The sequence below is a fragment of the Paenibacillus ihbetae genome (assembly GCF_002741055.1).
In the GTDB taxonomy this organism is placed as follows: domain Bacteria; phylum Bacillota; class Bacilli; order Paenibacillales; family Paenibacillaceae; genus Paenibacillus_AQ; species Paenibacillus_AQ ihbetae.
Window position 1 is genome coordinate 2,575,964 of sequence record NZ_CP016809.1, and the last position, 15,960, is coordinate 2,591,923.

Here is a 15,960-nt window from a genome sequence, read left to right on the forward strand (position 1 = left end):
GCGGCCGGAGAGTGGATACCCGTCCTGCTGATACCCGTCCTGCTGATACCCGTCCTGCTGATACCCGTCCTACTATTAATGTAAGGAGAGAATGGTTATGCAAATGCAAAAAATATTCAATACCGAAGCACCTAACCGCTCCACACGGATCATTGAAGGCGAATGCTCGGGGATCCTCAACTGGAACGACATTCGGATGCCTCATATGTATAAGCTGTACAAGGTACTGCTCCTGAACCACTGGATCGCGGACGAAATCCCGATGTCCAAGGATGCGCAGCAATTCCCGCACCTTGATCCGGAGGAGCAGCGCACGTTCAAGATCAACATCTCCCTGCTGGCCGTCCTGGACTCCATGCAGACGATGTTTGTCGGCGACGTGAAGCGCTACTTCACCGACTCCTCGCTTGAGGCCATCTCAGCCATTATCGGGCAGCAGGAAGTCGTTCATAACCAATCCTACTCCTATGTGCTCTCGTCGATCGTTACGGAGCAGGAGCAAAAGGAAATCTTCGAATATTGGAAGCATGACCCGGTTCTGCTGGAGCGCAATCAGTTCATTTCGAACATTTACCAGAGCTTCCGGGACAATCCGTCGCCGCAATCCTTCTTTGAAGCGATGGTCGCCGACCTCATTCTCGAGGGCATTTTCTTCTACAGCACGTTCGCCTTCTTCTACAACCTGGCCCGTGACCAGAAGATGATGGCAACGAGCCAAATGATCTCCTATATTCAGCGTGACGAGAACCAGCACTGCTACTTCTTCGCCGAAGTGTTCAAACAGCTGCTGAAGGACTTTCCTGAGCTGAACACGAAGGAGAACATCGACTACGTGTACCGCACGATCGATCGCGCGGTCGAGCTGGAGACGAACTGGGCGCATTACACGCTGAGCAATGTGCGCGGCATCGATCTGAACGAATTGTCCGATTACATCAAATACATCGCCAACCGCCGCATCACCATGATGGGGCTGGAGAAGGCGTACGAAGGCGTGGACGTGAACTGCATGCCATGGATCAAGCCGTTCTCGGACGAAGCGCTGAACGCGACGAAGACCGACTTCTTCGAAGCGAAGTCCCGCAACTATGGAAAAGTCGGCGACGACAACGGGTTTGACGATCTGTAAGCTGCACCCGCCGGTGAGCCCGGATTGCCAAGAATCCTATCGCTCATAAACAAAACCTCCGCCATCCCTGCAAAGGGATGGACGGAGGTTTTTTTACACGGATGAATGACAGGGTGGACGATGAATTTCATTGAATGAACATGATAGATGACATGATGATTTTACTTGGGCGGATGAATATGATGAATTTATTTGGACGGATTACATGAAAGATTTCGCGAATGGATTACACGGATGAATTACCATGGATGCAAAGAATTGCCTGACGCGATTCCCTCCCCCGCCTTCTTATCCGGCAGCCGCCCATACCTCGATCTCGACCTTCAGCGTCGGCATCGCAAGCGCCGGCACATAAGCCATCGTCATCGCCGGCGGCCGACCGCCATGGAACTTTGCCCACACCTCATGGAAATGGCTCCAATCGACCTCTTCCACCGCCCAAATATTGATTTTGACGATATGGTCCGCCGTAAGCGACTCGGCTTCCAGCAACCGCTGAATATTCGCAAGCGTATGCTCCACCTGCTGCTTCATGTCATCCGGCAGCTTCCCTTCCGCATCGGTTCCGACTTGGCCGGAGAAAACCAGCAGCTCGGCACCCTGCGGAACCTTGGTGACATGGGTGTACGGACCGAGCGGCGGCACAATGACGGGCGGATTGTAACGTTCAATTCGGGAGCTCTTCTCCTCATCGGCTTCATTAAGGATCGCCAGCGTTTGATGGTCCTCCCACCGTCCGTTGATGTTGACGTTTTTTCGGGCAATGCCTTCCTTATGGAACCCGGCCTTCAGCAGCACTTTCATCGAACCGAGATTATGCGGCATGACCCCCGCCTCGATCCGGTGGAACCGCAGCTCCTCGAAGGCATGGCGGACGACCAGCCGGACGGCTTCCGTCATGTACCCCTGCCCATTGAATGACTTATCCAGGAAATAGCCGATCCAGCAGCTTTGCAAATTTCCACGGACCGGCTCGGTCAGCATGACTTCACCGATGATCTTCCCGATGTTCCGCAATACGATAACATACAAATAGCCTTGATCCGCTTCGCGATCGTCCATCGCCTTCCGGATTCGTTCGAGCTGTCCCTCCTTGGTGAAAAAATGCTCGTCCCGCTTGCCCGTAAACCGCTGAAAAAAATCCCGGTTCTCCTTCTCCAGCTTCAGCAAAGCCTCGGCATCCGAAAGCTCCACCGGCTTCACAACAATACGTTCCCCTTGCAGCTGCATGCAAACCTCTCCTTTTTCGATAGGATGATATGGCCGCATCTCCTATGCGGCACAACAAAAAAAACACCACAGGTTATACCTGTGGCGTACGCTGCCGATCCATGCACCACAGGTAAGCGACCTGTGGCGTTTATTCCACTGTATCCTTACATGATCATGAGGCCGATCGCAGGATAACGGGTCGCGTTCAGTTTCCAATTATGGACACACTTCTCCCGTGATTGGCCAAAATCAAAGAAAACAGCGGTGGAGTATCCGATGCCGGGGGACAATGAAACAAGCGATCTCTTCTTCATCCGAATACTCCTCCTCTTCGTTAACTAATGGTCTTTCTGACCTGCCGTACGTTCTTCATCTCCCATAGAATACATCATTTCAGAATGGTTGGCAAATCACCGCCGCATCCGCTCCCCTCCCGATTCTACCCTGACCCAAGCTCTCGGGGCCGTGGGTTTTATGTCAGCAGGAATATTTTATTACAACAATAATATAATAAAAATCAATATTAATTTATTGATAAACGATAAAAATCATGTTATTATGATGAACAATAAATAAGCGAGGTGCATGTAGGTTATGAAACAAGGAACAACACTCTTTTTAAGAATCGCGGTTATTCTGATTGGACTACCGGTTCTTGCTTTGTGCATATTTGCGGTGCCTAATATCGGGAGTTTTGCGGCTGAATTGTATCCGGATCATGCTTATCTAAAATATCTCGTTTCCATCGATTTGTATGCATCGGCGATTCCGTTTTACTTTGCCCTGTATCAGGCATTTAAGCTGCTAAACTACATCGATCAGAATAAAGCCTTCTCCGAATTATCCGTGCAGGCCTTAAAGAGTATAAGAAACTGTGCCGTTGCGATCTGCATTTTGTATGCGGCCGGCATGCCGCTCTTCTATCTCATGGCGGAGAAAGACGATGCACCGGGGATCATCGTGCTCGGGATGGTCATTATTTTCGCTTCAGCCGTGATCGCCGTCTTTGCCGCGGTTCTCCAAAGGCTTTTACAAGAAGCGATCAATATCAAATCCGAAAATGATTTAACGGTCTGAGGTGAAAACAATGGCAATTATAATCAACATTGATGTGATGCTGGCCAAACGGAAAATGAGCGTAACCGAGCTGTCGGAGAGGGTTGGAATCACCATGGCCAATCTGTCGATATTGAAGAATGGAAAGGCCAAGGCGATTCGCTTCTCAACGTTGGAGGCCATTTGCAAGGCTTTGGACTGTCAGCCCGGAGACATTTTAGAATACCGCGATGAGGACGCCCAGGATTAAACGGGATTCATACATCAGGGAGTTAGTTCAATGAATCCATTCAAGAAGGGGAGCTTGCTCATGGACCATTCAAAAATGGAGGCGCGAATCATGAGGGCACTACGGCAGCTCGTTCGCTTTGGTTGGGAGCAGGCCTTATCGTGCTTGTTTCCGGTCGTTATTTTTGCCTCATTAGCCTTCACGAAATTCGTGCCGCTTCCCTTCCTACCGCGTTATGACTGGCTGCTCGTCATCTGCCTGCTGATGCAGTGGTGGATGGTGCGTTCCGGGCTTGAGACACGGGATGAGCTCAAAGTGATCACGTTGTTCCACCTGATCGGACTCGCTCTTGAGATCTTCAAGGTTCGCATGGGCTCCTGGTCATATCCGGAGGAGGGGTATTTTAAAATCTTTGGCGTGCCTCTGTACAGCGGATTCATGTACGCAAGCGTAGCAAGTTATCTTTGCCAGGCATGGAGGCGGCTAAAGGTTGAGCTGGTGAAATGGCCTCCATTCTGGCTCGTCGTATCGCTGGCAGCCGCGATATATTTGAATTTCTTTACACACCATTATTGGATCGACGTTCGATGGTGGTTATCCGGACTCGTCATTCTCGTCTTTTGGCCGTCCTGGGTCACCTACGAGGTAAACGGGACTCGTTATCGGATGCCCCTTGCCCTTTCTTTTGTACTGATCGGATTTTTTATATGGATTGCCGAAAATATCGCAACATTCTTTGGCGCATGGAAATATCCGAACCAGGCCGAAGCATGGAGCCTCGTTCATCTGGGAAAGGTGAGCTCATGGCTCTTACTAGTGATTGTCAGCTTTCTGATCGTGGCAACATTAAAGCTGGTCAAGGGAAATGGGAAGCAGGCCAACCGAAAAGAAGCTGGCCACTGGCATAACGGTTAGCGACCCTGTTAATGATAAAAAGTCGAATCCTTACATGGTAAGGTTCGACTTTTTTTCGTGCAGCGTTCTGCTGGAATTACAGCTTTTCATGAATACGATAACGCTATTCCTCATCGTCCGCAAACAATTCCCGCAGCATTGCTCCCCGGTTGTTTACGAATTCCTTCGTGATCATATAATGGTCCGTCTCCTCCAGGCTGGACTCCTCTACGCCCTCAGGGGTCAGCTTATAGATGACCGAGTCCGGATAAGCCATGACAATCGGGGAGTGCGTCGAAATAATGAACTGCGAATCCTCCTGAACCAGATCATGAATTCTCCGAAGCAGCGCCATTTGGCGAAACGGAGAAAGCGCCGCTTCCGGCTCGTCCATAATGTACAGCCCGCTGCCGCGGAACCGGTGCAGAAAGGTGGCAAAGAAGGATTCCCCGTGCGACTGCGCATGCAAGGATTTCCCCCCGTAGGAATCATACAGCCCGGGAATCTCCCGCTCGAGAGCGTCGACCTCGGACGCAACGTTGTAGTAGCTCTCCGCGCGGAAGAAGAAGCCGTCCCTCGGTTTGCGGACGCCCCGGACCGTTCGAATGTATTCGTACAGCCTGGAATGGGTCTCCTCGGTGGCGAACGAGAAGTTCATGGTTCCCCCTTCCGGATTGAAGCCGAGTGCGGCAGCAATCGCCTCCAGCAGCGTCGATTTGCCCATTCCGTTCTCTCCAACGATGTAGGTGACCTTCGGATGGAACGTCAAGCCGTCCATCGCGGCGACGGCCGGCAGATTGAAAGGATATTCCCGAAATGAAGGTATCCGTTCTCTCATAAGCACAACGCTTCGTAAATAAGCCAGCATGGCAGAGCTCTCCAAGGGCCTTCCCTCCTTGCCTCCTAAGGTTAGTATAAAATGAACGTTTCGACGGGTTACACGATCGTAGGGCATGCACTCCGTCTCCCTATACAACAAGCGCGCATGGCGGCTTCATGAAGATAGCCTGCCATGCGCGCAGCATGAGCTTCGTGATGAACGAAAAGCCGATCCTTTGCTTTGCAAAAAGGGGAGCGCTCTATTCCTGCACGATGAATTGGTACAGCTCGTCCACCTTGTCATCGGTAAGGTCACCGCTGTTGTCGAACACTTTGATCGACGTCTGCGGAATGTCCCAATTCACTTCCGGTACGAAATCCACCCGTTTCTTGAAGTCATCCCAATGGTCCAGCTTCCACTGGTCCCGCTCCGTTTGGCGATCGATAATCCGCTCCTTCTGCAGATCCATATCCTTTAACGTCACGACGATCACCTTCACGTCCACATCGCTCTTCGTCAGACCGGCGGCCGTAATGACCTCCTCGATCCACTCGCGGTTCTTGAGCTCGGCGGTGAATGGCGAAATCATGAATACGTTCTGCCCCGCATTCAAATTCTCGATGCAAATATCCTTCGTTGTATCATATTCGAGGTCGCGCAGATTTTCCTTGTAGAAGGAAGAGTCCCGGTCATTCGGATCCAGTCCGTTGCTCTCCAGGAATTTTTCAACAAAACGGCCGCCTACCGTATCGCGGTCAAGAAAAGCAGCCGGTATACGCACGGCAAGCCTCTTGGCAACGGTCGTTTTCCCCGTCCCTGCGACTCCGACAAAAAACACTAGCTTCTGCAAATGGTATCCCTCCACGGTTTGATGTATATAGGTTCAAAATATCCTTGTTCCCTCGATCAAGCGGCCAGCAGCGGCAAGCGGTTAACCGCGCTCTGTCCGGTAGTGAGTCTCCTCGATTAACTCCTCTATCGCTTGGGCCAGACGCTCTTGAAGCACCTCCGCCACATCAAAGCCGCCATCCTCCGTGCGAGCCACCTGGGCGTCCACGGCATACACGCCGCCGAGAATATGGCGGGCTCCGATTGAGGAGAGCACGGGCTTCAGCGAATAATCAATCGCCAGCAAATGTGCCAATGAACCACCGATAAAGAGCGGAAGCACGATCTTCCCGGCCAGGCCCTTCTGCGGAATCAAATCCAGAAACGTCTTGAGTACCCCCGTATAGGAGGCCTTATACACCGGACTCGCCACAATGACGGCATCGGCCTCCGCGACGAGGCCGTTCGCTTTGACGATATGCTCGCTCTCGAATTTGGTATGGATCAGATCCTCCGGCGGAAGAGAAGCAACATCAATCCGGCTCACTTCGAAATTCGCAGCAGTCAGCGCCTGCTCGGCATATTCCATAATCGCATTCAAGCGAGAGCCCGCTGTCGGGCTCCCGTTAATGATGACAGCTTTCGCCATTTTTCTCACCTCGGTTAATTTCATCATGTTTCCGTCATCCCCTCCAGGACGACCTCGCTATTGTCCCCCTTCAGGGAACGATCGGACAGTATGTATGCTCCATTTCCATATACCAAGGCTCTACCTAAACGCACCCGTAAAGTCTTCGTTCATCCATAATGGCCGTCAGCCCTCCCGGAACGTTACGGAATGTCAAATCAGAGCAAATTAGTCAGAATTATTATCATCGTATCAATGTGTCTGCGCGTTTGTCAATGGATGCCTACGGACATATAATGCTCTGCAGGCAGTGCATGAACAGGGACGATTCGTCAGCCGGTAAAAGTGGTTTCTTTCTCTGCTGTTTTTGCTGTTTTTGGTGTTTTTGCTGCTTGTGTATTCTCTGTGTTCTCTGCGTTCTGGGCAAGCAGCGGAGAATACATCATGAGCGCATGATTTTCCGTAATCCATTCGTCGTCAAGCAGCTCGCCATCCCGGCTGAACACCTTCCGGCCGATCACGTTATGCCGCGCATATCCGCCCCACGCCTCCTGGGTGATGCGGTGCTCCCGCTCATACACCTGATAGCGGTAGAGCGGCTGAGCCGTACAGCGCCACTCCCCGATCAGCTCCTCGTCCGAAACATATACCGACAGCTGATAGGTATCTTCCGTCGGATTATAAATCTGAAGATCCAAATAATTGTAAGCACAGGTCGCTCCGCTGCCAAACGGCTGGGTGCGCCCCGAATCCGGGAACACGTCGTAGCTGTGACGGTGACGCTCTGTCACCTGAAGCGGGGTATGCAGCGTCATCCAGCATATCAAATTCGAGAGCTGGCACAGCCCTCCTCCGACGCCTGCTCTAAAGCCGCCATAGAAGAGCACCATGCCATCCACATAACCCTTGCGCCGGGTAGGTCGGCCGATCGTTCTCCAATAGGACAAGGTCTCACCCGGACGGAGGAGAAGACCGTCCAGACGGCGAACCGCAAGGCGCAGATTGATCACTTTATTATGCTGGTACCACATATCGACATCCTTCAGCCTTCGCATCAGCGGCGTCCGATGCTCGAAGACGGGATAGTGAAGCGGCTTGGAAGACCGTATCCGTGCCATGCCTTTTTCGCCTTGCTTCAGCCATCCCCAATAGCGCCGCCAGGTAAAATACTGCCTCCCCGCCCAAAGCCTCAGTTTAGAGCGTTTTACCGGTTTCAAGACATTCTATCCTCCCTTGCGCTTCATTCCCGTTAATCCCAACACTTTCCATCCATTTGGAAACAGTTTAACACACGATTTGCAGGATGTTGTGAATATCTTGTAATGAAGCCGCACCCCCAACTGGGCGAATGCATAGAGATAAAACATCAACGTGGATGCAATGTCATCTATGCCCGAGGAGGATTGTCATGAATGCTGAGCAGCCCATCCCTTATATCGGCTTCAAAACGGTATGCAAGGAACAGCCCATTGCGTTCCCGCCGCAGCACCAGCCCGTTCAGCCCGGTCTTGAAAGCTTGATGAAGCCGATCCCCATAACGGAAGACCCGGCATATCGCGGCAGCGGCAAGCTGGAGGGTAAAGTCGCCATCGTGACCGGCGGAGACAGCGGAATCGGCAAGGCGGCAGCGATTGCTTTTGCCAAGGAAGGCGCCGATCTGGTCATCCCCTACTTATATGAGACATCGGATGCGGAAGTCACCAAAGCCCGAATCGAACAGCTCGGGCAGCGATGCATCCTGATAAAAATCGACTTGCGCTACAAAAAAAATTGCGAGGCCGTCGTCCGGCAAACCCTTGCCGAGTTCGGCAGGCTGGACGTGCTCGTCAACAATCATGCCGTCCAATACGTGCAGCGCAGCATTTTGGACATTACGGAGGAGCAGTTGTACCAGACCTACCAGACCAATATTTTCCCGTTCTTCTTCATGATCCAGGCCGCTCTGCCGCATCTGAAAGCCGGCGCCTCCATCATTAATACGGCATCCATAACCGCCTACGAGGGCTTCAAGGAGCTGATCGATTATTCCTCCACTAAAGGGGCTATCGTCTCGCTTACCCGGTCACTGGCCCTCTCGCTGGTTGATCAAGGCATACGTGTCAACACCGTTGCGCCCGGCTCGGTCTGGACACCGCTCATTCCCTCCAGCTTCCCGGCCGAGGAAGTCGCCGTATTCGGCACCGATTCACCCATGAAGCGGGCGGCACAGCCCTATGAGCTTGCTCCGGCCTACGTATATCTGGCCTCCTCCATCGATTCATCGTTTGTGACCGGTCAAGCAATCCATGTAAACGGAGGTCAGATGGTGACCAGCTAAAGCCGGGACCGCTGACCTTGAGAAGCTCCATAGCTTCAAAACTTTGTCATCATATACAGAGGATGTGTCGGTAATGAACAATGGAAATGCCAAATGGTCCAGTGGACGGTTGGACGTTGGATTCTACGCATTAAACAAGCTGGCCAGCGCCGGCGTTGTACTGCTGCTGCTCACGGTAATCGGCCGGGTGTGGCCCTCCGGGATGGAGAAGCCGGCCGAGCTGCTCGGTCTTTCCATGGAGCAGAAGGAGTGGGTCTACGGCTATGCGCTGATTGCTTCGCTGGTTGCCGATGCGCTGCTGTCCTTTCTGCCCAAGCTCGCCAAAAGCCTGCAAATTGGGCTGTATGCGGCGGTCGGATTTGGCTTCTTCGCCTTGTTCAATGGCGGAAGCCCGGACCAGCTGTGGATCCGGGCTTCCTTGGGAGCTGTGACGCTGCTGCTGTTTCTATGGGGGAAGTATGCCTTCCCTGCCGATTCTTTGATCACGCCGATCTTTGCGATTGCCGTACCGCTCCTGTGCTGGGCAATCTAGCGCCCGTGCCGTCAGAAGCGTACGTTCCGGTACATGCGGTTAGGCAGGGTGAACGTAAATCTGTTGCATGTAAACATGTAACGCCAGTAAGACTATCCGCAACCGAAAAAACGCTGCCGCTGAACCGGGCGTGCTCAACCAGTATGCATGTTCCGCCAGCAGCATGCCTGCTACCAAACGCCCGGTGCCGCTGGACTGGGAGTACATCCACCTGTATGCATGTACCACCAGTAGCATGCCTGCCACCTAAAAGTCCGGTGCCTCTTAACAAGGCGTACGTCCAACAGTATACACGTACCGCCAACAGCATACCTGCCTCCAAAAAAGTCCGGTGCTACTAGACAGAGCGTACGCCCAACAGTATGCACGTTACACCAGTTGGATGCCCGCCACCTAAAAGCCAGGTGCTGCTAGACCAGGCGTACGTCCAACAGTATGCATGTTCCGCCTGTATGGCCGCTAGTCAGTCAAGCTTTTAGAGGGCATCGATGACGTCGCCGGCAAGAACGGAAGCCGGGTGCCCTCGGCGCCTGGCCGCCTCTTCCCCGGCCCGCCCGTGCAGCCACACGCCGAGCGCTGCCGCACCGGGACCGGAATATCCTTGCGCCAGCAAGCCGGCGATGATGCCGGTCAGCACGTCCCCGGTGCCGCCGGTCGCCATGCCGGAGGTGCCGGTTGTGTTAATGTAGGCGCTGCCGTCCGGCGAGGCGACAATGGTTCGCGCGCCCTTGAGGACGAGCGTAACGCCGTGCCGGACCGCATATGCGGTAGCGGCACTGATCCGGTCCCGCTGCACCTCGGCCGTAGAGATGCCGAGCAGCCTGGACATCTCCCCGGGATGCGGCGTGAGCACCGTTGCCGCCGGGCGAACCTTCCAGGCATCGACGCCATCTGCCGATGACAGCATATTCAGGGCATCGGCGTCCACGACCATCGGGCCGTCCCAGCCTTCCCACAGCCGCCGAAGCCATCCGGAGTCACCCTCGAAGCGGCCAAGCCCGGGACCTACTGCAAGCACGTCCCGCGTCTTGGCCAGCTCCAGCACCCGCTCGGCGGAGGCTTCGTCCCAATAGCCTCCGCTTTCCTCGTCAGTAGCGGGGGCAAGCATGACCTCCGGAGCCGCACCGCTCAGCGGCAGCACCAGGCTTGCAGGCAGGGCCCAGGTCACGAGGCCGCAGCCGGCGCGCAGGGCAGCCCGGGTAGCGAGCAGGCCTGCACCGCTCATTGTGCGGCTCCCACCTACGGTAAGCACATGCCCGTAGATGCCCTTATGCCCTTCCGGAGAGCGGGGACGGGCAACATCGGCATCAAGCACCGTCCGCAGAACATGCGGCGTCAGCAGGTAGGTGCCGATGCCAAGCTCCCGGCAGAGGGAAGCGGGAATGCCGATGGAGCGCACGACCACACGGCCTGCGGCCCCGGCGCCGGGATACTGGGCCAGTCCCCGCTTCAGAAAGGCGAGGCACACCGTGACCTCTGCCGAGATGCACGGCTCGTGCAGCGCGCCGGTGTCGGCGTCCAGGCCGCTCGGGATATCCGCGGCCACGATCGGCAGGCCGCTCGCATTGGCGGCCCGGATCAAATCGGCGTAAGCCCCGCGTGGGGCACCCGCCGATCCCGTGCCCAGCAGCGCGTCCACGATCCCGGTGAACGCGCGGAAGTCCACGGCATCTCTGCCGTGGACCAGGGCCGGGATGCCGAGCGAAGCCGCAGCATCCCGCTGCAGCGCCGCCTCGCCGGCAAGCGTCGACGGCTCGGCGGCGTAGAGCAGCGTGACGCGCATGCCGGCGTCACGCAAATAGCGGGCGGCGGCTGCGCCGTCGCCGCCGTTGTTGCCCTTGCCCGCCAGAATGAGCCAGTGCTCCTGCCCCGCCGCTTCGGCCGGCAGAAGCTCATCCCCTGCCACAGGCGGCGGGCAGGCAGGGCCCAAGCCCCGAAGCGGCGCTGCGCCCGCTTCGAATGCGCCGGCGGGCGGACAGACGCCCCGCCGCACGGCCCCATCCGCAGCGCCATATTGCAGCGCTGCATCACTGGCCGCCGGGCCATGCGAGGCTTCCGCCATCCAACCGCTTCCGGCTTTCTTCTGAAAGCACAGCTTCAGCACTTCCTCCGCAATCACCCTGCCCGCATTCTCCATCAGCGCCACCGCCGGAATGCCGATCTTCTCGATCGTATGGCGGTCGAGCTCCCTCATTTGCTCCGATGATACAACATACATCTAAGCTCTCCCCTTCGCTTCGATATATCCTTGTGCTCCGGTTGTTGCACCTTATCACTCATTTATCGCTCATTGAACCGCTTGTCCCCTGGAACAACACATCAACGGTTGAAGCCTGTCTCCAAAGAATCAATGACCCCACATCTTCGATGCTGCTTTTATTGAAGCTTGTTCAACAAAACTTCTGCTGCAGAAAGCTTCAGGTGCGCCCAGTACTAGTACGCAACCGTGAAACGGGCCCGGATAAACTGCGGATCCTCCAGCTCGTCGATCAAAGCTACCGCATAATCCTCTGCGGATATGCGGCTTGCTCCGCTCTCGTCCGTCACCAGCCGGTCCATTCCGATCCGGAACTGGCCCGTGCGTTTCCCCGGCTCTATGATCGCCGCCGGGCTGACATATGTCCATTCAAGATCGCTCTGCGCGTACAGATCGTAAGCATCCGCATGGGCGCGGGCGAGCGTCCGGATCTCTTCAGGAAATTCGGGCGTCTCCATAAGCGGAACCCCGCTGTCCGTGATCAAGCTGCCTGCACCGCCGACGATGAGCAGACGGGATACGCCGCCGCGTCTTGTTCCTTCCACAATCGTGCGGGCCGCAGCGACCAGTTCTTCCTCCTGTCCGAATGACGGGCCGAAGGCGGAAATCACCGCGTCATGCCCCCGGATCGCCTCTTCCAGCGAGGCAGGGTCCATGACATCCGCCTTATGCTTTTTCAGCCGCTCATGCTCGGTGTCAAGCCCTTCCGGGTTGCGCATAATCGCCGTCACCTCATGGCCGCGGCGCAAAGCCTCCTCTGCAATTCGCCGCCCGATCGTGCCGCTTGCTCCTATCAATGCTATGTTCATTATTCATCGCTCCTTCAATTCACAATTATAGTACATTTCATTCGATCGAATGCGGAACATTCCATTCGCCGCCAAGCTTCATGAGCCAGGCAGCCGTAAGACGCAAAATGCGCCTTCTATTTACTTATCCCCAGTCAGCGGGGTTCAAACTCCCACCCTTTCATTTTTTCTCCAAATATAGCGACTATAGACCTATATAAAGCGTTATGTACATTTCCGATAGTAAACGTAAGTGCATAATTGCGAAATTTTATTGCATATAAAACCATTCGCCGCCCCGACAACGTTTCTTCGATTGTCGAAATTATGCTTGCTATTCTCGATCTTTATTAAAAGGAGCCATCCCACAATGAAAAAGCATGCCCTTCGCTTCCTGACCCTCTGTCTCGCTTGCGGATTGCTGCTGCTGACCGGCATGTCCGTCCACCCCGGGCCTGCGAAGGCACAGTCCCATCTCAAAGCCACCTGGTTGTGGTACACCCCCATGATAGAAAGCTCGGCTGATGATATTATCGGCTTCGCTTCCCGTCAAGGCGTCAATCTCATCTATCTCCAAATGAATCAAGATGTTCGTGCCGAGCATTACCGCAAATTCATCCGGCTGGCCGGGGAAAACGGAATTCAGGTGCATGTGCTCGGCGGCGCCCCGAAATGGGCCCTGGAATCGGAGCGTCACCGGATCGATACGTTCCTGAATTGGACCGCCGAATATCAGGTTGCTGCCGCTCCGGAAGAACGCTTCACCGGCATTCATGTCGATATCGAGCCGCATACGCTGCCTCAATGGAAAACGAACCGCGACTGGCTCGTTGAGCAGTGGCAATCCAATGTCCGCTATCTGGTCAGCCGGGGCCACTGCCTCGACCTGCCGGTCGGCGCGGATATTACGTTCTGGCTGCATACGTATAGCCTTCCGGATCAATCGATGACGATCAGCCGCTGGATGATCGGCCAGTTCGATCAAATCGCGATTATGGCTTATCGCGACTCCGCTGCGAACATCTATAACCTGGCGGCTACGGAGCTTAAAGAAGCGGATGCGCTCGGAAAAGAAGCGCTGATCGCCGTCGAAACGAAATCCAGCAATGAAGGGCAGTTTATCACCTTCTACGAGGAAGGCGTCTCCTTTATGGAAGAGCAGCTGCTCAAGGTCGATGCCATGGCGGGCTCGCATTCCTCCTTTTCCGGCTTTGCGGTCCATGAATACCGAAGCTGGAGAGCATTGTACGAATCCGGCCGGTAAGGGGGGGAGTCCCTGCCCGTAAATTGCCGATAAGCTTAGATTTCTATAATGTTAGCAGACAATACAAAAAAGATGGCATATTCAAGAGGTCGTTCCTCTGACGCCATCTTTTTTTGCTGGCTGCCGAATTCGTCCATCCCGACTGGTCGAGCTCAAACGGTCAACAAGAGAAATAGGACATATCCCACCGTCATCTTCGCGCGGCAAAACGGCGCTTTTTTCACCTGCATTTCCATGATCCCGTCCCTCCCTCTCTCCCTGCAATCAGTGATCTAGTTCAATATATGCGGCTCGGTCCCTTTTGTTTCCTCAGGGAAACACTTTTTATACGGGGCAATATCGGATTCAATCCTGTTGCCGTTAAGATTTAATGCGATCAGAATCGGGCTTCCCCGCGCGCGCTCCTCGAATCAGCTTGAAATCATTTCCTTCTTATGCAATAGTGAAAATAGAATAATGAAGGAGGGATCCGCTTGTCCCTTACGGATTGGATTTACGATCTGTTCGGCTCGCTGAACGGGCTGCTGGCCGTATTGCTTGCTGCTGCCGTATTTTCGGGCCTCTACATATACAGCGCATCACGGCTGCTGGGAGCGCGCAAGGATTCGCTCTCCCGCATCCGGCAATCCCTATCGCTCTATACGAAGCTGGCAGGCCCGCTCAGCACCCTGATTGATCATCCGGGCCGAAGCGCTGTTCCCGAGGAGCAGCTGATCCGGCTGCTGCAGGAATGCAAATCTGCGGACCGGCTGACACGCGAGCTTCACGGGCAGATCGATACCTTTCTGAGCGATCGCGATGAGTCGAGGCTCGTGCTGCTGCATAAGCAGCTGAACCGCGAAATCAACCAATTGGTGCAGGAGCGCGACGAGCTTGTAAAACGGCTGGAGCAGCCGGGCTGGGGCATGGGACTGTGGCTGCTGCTGAAGCCGGCCATCCCGGCTTTATCCCTGGCGGCGGCTATCGTGTGGACTGCAACCCTTGTCCAGGGACTACAGGAGGACCAAGGCTGGGCCAACCCGTATGTATGGTGCTTATGGCTGTCGAATATGATTGCTACCGTTTCTTTTTACCGGCTGCTCATGGATTCCCGCAAGAAATCCCACGGGCTGGTCTACATTCTGCTTCATCTGCTGATTGCCGCTCTAGCCTTGCTCAATCTGGCATGGGCCGAAGCCTCGCCGTATGTACTGACGACCCAGATTCTCCTGTACATTGCCGGATTTCGCTTTACCGTCACGCGCCAAAGACGGGAGCGTCCGTATGCGGGGCATCCGGAGCTGCTTGAGCAGTTCGTGCAGCAGCCGGGCACCGCACAGGCCGGCAGCGAACCGGCAGCCCCGGATGAAGAAGGCGTACGCTAAAGCCGCCGACTTCGTGCTAATGCCGCAGGCCGGTGCACGTTCGTTTGCACGCGTAGCACCCTGCCGACGTTACCCGGCCAACCGGGTTATAATGGATACAAAAAAAGCACCTCCGCTTCGTAAGTTAGCTTACGATACGCGGAGGTGCTCTATTTCTCTATGCCGCTTGTAGCTCTCGTTGACAATCCGGCTCTGCAAGTCCGAACGATTACTTCACGTTGGCGCTCCGGTTCTGCCGGCCCGAACGATCATTTCACGTTGGCACTCCGGTTCTGCTGGCCCGAACCTCGGGACTGCCCTGCCGATTTGGCCGCTCCGGAGGCTGTATTCTCAAACCGCTTACGCTCCGTTCGTTCCATCTGAACGATTTGTCCCTCATGCACCACAATTTGCAGCGAACCAAATTCCATGTCGTTTAGCAGACCTGCAATGCGTTCAAGCCACTTTTCATCTACTTTAAGAGGTTTAGCCATGGATACGCCTCCTTAACGGGCAGGGCCCAAAATATGTGAATATGCGGATGATTGATCTGCTCATGCTTGCGGGGGGTCAAGCTGACGTTCACTCATCCAAAGCTTATCCTCTCTTTTCCAACCTGTATACTATGAATTAACATTACATTAGCATGGGATGGAAACGACT

At 54.7% G+C, this 15,960-nt stretch carries 16 protein-coding genes and 1 pseudogene; 8 read left to right on the plus strand and 9 right to left on the minus strand.

Features of this window, described 5'->3' with window-relative positions; translation table 11 throughout:
* Positions 1-97 precede the first annotated feature (97 nt).
* On the plus strand, positions 98-1,129 hold the full coding sequence (locus BBD41_RS11555) for a ribonucleotide-diphosphate reductase subunit beta (protein WP_007130468.1): 1,032 nt from the start codon (positions 98-100) through the stop codon (positions 1,127-1,129).
* A 288-nt stretch (positions 1,130-1,417) separates the two neighbouring features.
* Here the strand turns inward: BBD41_RS11555 and BBD41_RS11560 are convergent, their stop codons facing one another.
* Positions 1,418-2,359: a GNAT family N-acetyltransferase gene (locus tag BBD41_RS11560; protein ID WP_099477679.1), complete on the minus strand. Its 942-nt coding sequence runs from the start codon at positions 2,357-2,359 to the stop codon at positions 1,418-1,420.
* A gap of 146 nt (positions 2,360-2,505) precedes the next feature.
* Positions 2,506-2,655: a hypothetical protein gene (locus tag BBD41_RS29995; protein ID WP_167392971.1), complete on the minus strand. Its 150-nt coding sequence runs from the start codon at positions 2,653-2,655 to the stop codon at positions 2,506-2,508.
* Positions 2,656-2,935: 280 nt separating this feature from the next.
* Between BBD41_RS29995 and BBD41_RS11565 the strand changes: the two genes are divergently transcribed.
* The 3 genes from BBD41_RS11565 (at position 2,936) to BBD41_RS11575 (ending at position 4,541) form a co-directional block, all read left to right on the plus strand.
* The gene (locus BBD41_RS11565) at positions 2,936-3,418 is read left to right on the plus strand and encodes a DUF2975 domain-containing protein (RefSeq protein ID WP_099477680.1); all 483 of its coding nucleotides are present in this window, start codon (positions 2,936-2,938) and stop codon (positions 3,416-3,418) included.
* Positions 3,419-3,428: 10 nt separating this feature from the next.
* On the plus strand, positions 3,429-3,647 hold the full coding sequence (locus tag BBD41_RS11570) for a helix-turn-helix domain-containing protein (RefSeq protein ID WP_077569970.1): 219 nt from the start codon (positions 3,429-3,431) through the stop codon (positions 3,645-3,647).
* Positions 3,648-3,737: 90 nt separating this feature from the next.
* A complete protein-coding gene (locus BBD41_RS11575) occupies positions 3,738-4,541 on the plus strand; it encodes a DUF817 domain-containing protein (RefSeq protein WP_077570698.1) in 804 nt (267 codons plus the stop codon).
* Positions 4,542-4,644: 103 nt separating this feature from the next.
* On the opposite strand, the gene BBD41_RS11580 is transcribed toward BBD41_RS11575, so the two are convergent.
* The 4 genes and pseudogenes from BBD41_RS11580 to BBD41_RS11595 form a co-directional block, all read right to left on the minus strand.
* The gene (locus BBD41_RS11580; RefSeq protein WP_189636172.1) at positions 4,645-5,403 is read right to left on the minus strand and encodes an AAA family ATPase; all 759 of its coding nucleotides are present in this window, start codon (positions 5,401-5,403) and stop codon (positions 4,645-4,647) included.
* Between the two features lie 196 nt (positions 5,404-5,599).
* Entirely contained in the window at positions 5,600-6,190 is a 591-nt protein-coding gene (locus BBD41_RS11585; RefSeq protein WP_099477681.1) for a P-loop nucleotide/nucleoside kinase family protein, read from the minus strand.
* Between the two features lie 81 nt (positions 6,191-6,271).
* Positions 6,272-6,817 (minus strand): NADPH-dependent FMN reductase, encoded by a 546-nt coding sequence (gene ssuE / locus BBD41_RS11590; RefSeq protein ID WP_099480573.1) that lies wholly within the window; start codon positions 6,815-6,817, stop codon positions 6,272-6,274.
* A 380-nt stretch (positions 6,818-7,197) separates the two neighbouring features.
* Positions 7,198-8,013, minus strand: a pseudogene (locus BBD41_RS11595) (VanW family protein); the annotation flags it as partial.
* Between the two features lie 191 nt (positions 8,014-8,204).
* Here BBD41_RS11595 and BBD41_RS11600 point away from each other — a divergent pair.
* A complete protein-coding gene (locus BBD41_RS11600; RefSeq protein WP_077569973.1) occupies positions 8,205-9,113 on the plus strand; it encodes an SDR family oxidoreductase in 909 nt (302 codons plus the stop codon).
* Positions 9,114-9,186: 73 nt separating this feature from the next.
* A complete protein-coding gene (locus BBD41_RS11605) occupies positions 9,187-9,645 on the plus strand; it encodes a hypothetical protein (RefSeq protein WP_077569974.1) in 459 nt (152 codons plus the stop codon).
* Between the two features lie 475 nt (positions 9,646-10,120).
* On the opposite strand, the gene BBD41_RS11615 is transcribed toward BBD41_RS11605, so the two are convergent.
* A complete protein-coding gene (locus tag BBD41_RS11615) occupies positions 10,121-11,863 on the minus strand; it encodes an NAD(P)H-hydrate dehydratase (protein WP_099477684.1) in 1,743 nt (580 codons plus the stop codon).
* A gap of 215 nt (positions 11,864-12,078) precedes the next feature.
* A complete protein-coding gene (locus tag BBD41_RS11620) occupies positions 12,079-12,711 on the minus strand; it encodes an NAD(P)-dependent oxidoreductase (protein WP_077569976.1) in 633 nt (210 codons plus the stop codon).
* Positions 12,712-13,060: 349 nt separating this feature from the next.
* Here BBD41_RS11620 and BBD41_RS11625 point away from each other — a divergent pair, with 349 nt between their 5' ends.
* The gene (locus tag BBD41_RS11625) at positions 13,061-13,954 is read left to right on the plus strand and encodes a hypothetical protein (RefSeq protein ID WP_099477685.1); all 894 of its coding nucleotides are present in this window, start codon (positions 13,061-13,063) and stop codon (positions 13,952-13,954) included.
* Positions 13,955-14,427: 473 nt separating this feature from the next.
* Positions 14,428-15,318 (plus strand): hypothetical protein, encoded by an 891-nt coding sequence (locus BBD41_RS11630; protein WP_099477686.1) that lies wholly within the window; start codon positions 14,428-14,430, stop codon positions 15,316-15,318.
* A 248-nt stretch (positions 15,319-15,566) separates the two neighbouring features.
* Here the strand turns inward: BBD41_RS11630 and BBD41_RS11635 are convergent, their stop codons facing one another.
* Complete coding sequence (locus BBD41_RS11635) at positions 15,567-15,791, minus strand: YezD family protein (protein ID WP_007130487.1); 225 nt, start codon at positions 15,789-15,791, stop codon at positions 15,567-15,569.
* Between the last annotated feature and the right edge of the window lie 169 nt (positions 15,792-15,960).

Excerpts from the sequence above, each read along its gene's own strand:
- BBD41_RS11625 (WP_099477685.1), top strand. The coding sequence starts at position 13,061 with ATGAAAAAGCATGCCCTTCGCTTCCTGACCCTCTGTCTCGCTTGCGGA.
- BBD41_RS11635 (WP_007130487.1), bottom strand. The coding sequence starts at position 15,791 with ATGGCTAAACCTCTTAAAGTAGATGAAAAGTGGCTTGAACGCATTGCA.
- BBD41_RS11570 (WP_077569970.1), top strand. The coding sequence starts at position 3,429 with ATGGCAATTATAATCAACATTGATGTGATGCTGGCCAAACGGAAAATG.
- BBD41_RS11575 (WP_077570698.1), top strand. The coding sequence starts at position 3,738 with ATGAGGGCACTACGGCAGCTCGTTCGCTTTGGTTGGGAGCAGGCCTTA.
- BBD41_RS29995 (WP_167392971.1), bottom strand. The coding sequence starts at position 2,655 with ATGAAGAAGAGATCGCTTGTTTCATTGTCCCCCGGCATCGGATACTCC.
- BBD41_RS11615 (WP_099477684.1), bottom strand. The coding sequence starts at position 11,863 with ATGTATGTTGTATCATCGGAGCAAATGAGGGAGCTCGACCGCCATACG.
- BBD41_RS11565 (WP_099477680.1), top strand. The coding sequence starts at position 2,936 with ATGAAACAAGGAACAACACTCTTTTTAAGAATCGCGGTTATTCTGATT.
- ssuE (WP_099480573.1), bottom strand. The coding sequence starts at position 6,817 with ATGGCGAAAGCTGTCATCATTAACGGGAGCCCGACAGCGGGCTCTCGC.
- BBD41_RS11620 (WP_077569976.1), bottom strand. The coding sequence starts at position 12,711 with ATGAACATAGCATTGATAGGAGCAAGCGGCACGATCGGGCGGCGAATT.
- BBD41_RS11605 (WP_077569974.1), top strand. The coding sequence starts at position 9,187 with ATGAACAATGGAAATGCCAAATGGTCCAGTGGACGGTTGGACGTTGGA.
- BBD41_RS11555 (WP_007130468.1), top strand. The coding sequence starts at position 98 with ATGCAAATGCAAAAAATATTCAATACCGAAGCACCTAACCGCTCCACA.
- BBD41_RS11600 (WP_077569973.1), top strand. The coding sequence starts at position 8,205 with ATGAATGCTGAGCAGCCCATCCCTTATATCGGCTTCAAAACGGTATGC.
- BBD41_RS11560 (WP_099477679.1), bottom strand. The coding sequence starts at position 2,359 with ATGCAGCTGCAAGGGGAACGTATTGTTGTGAAGCCGGTGGAGCTTTCG.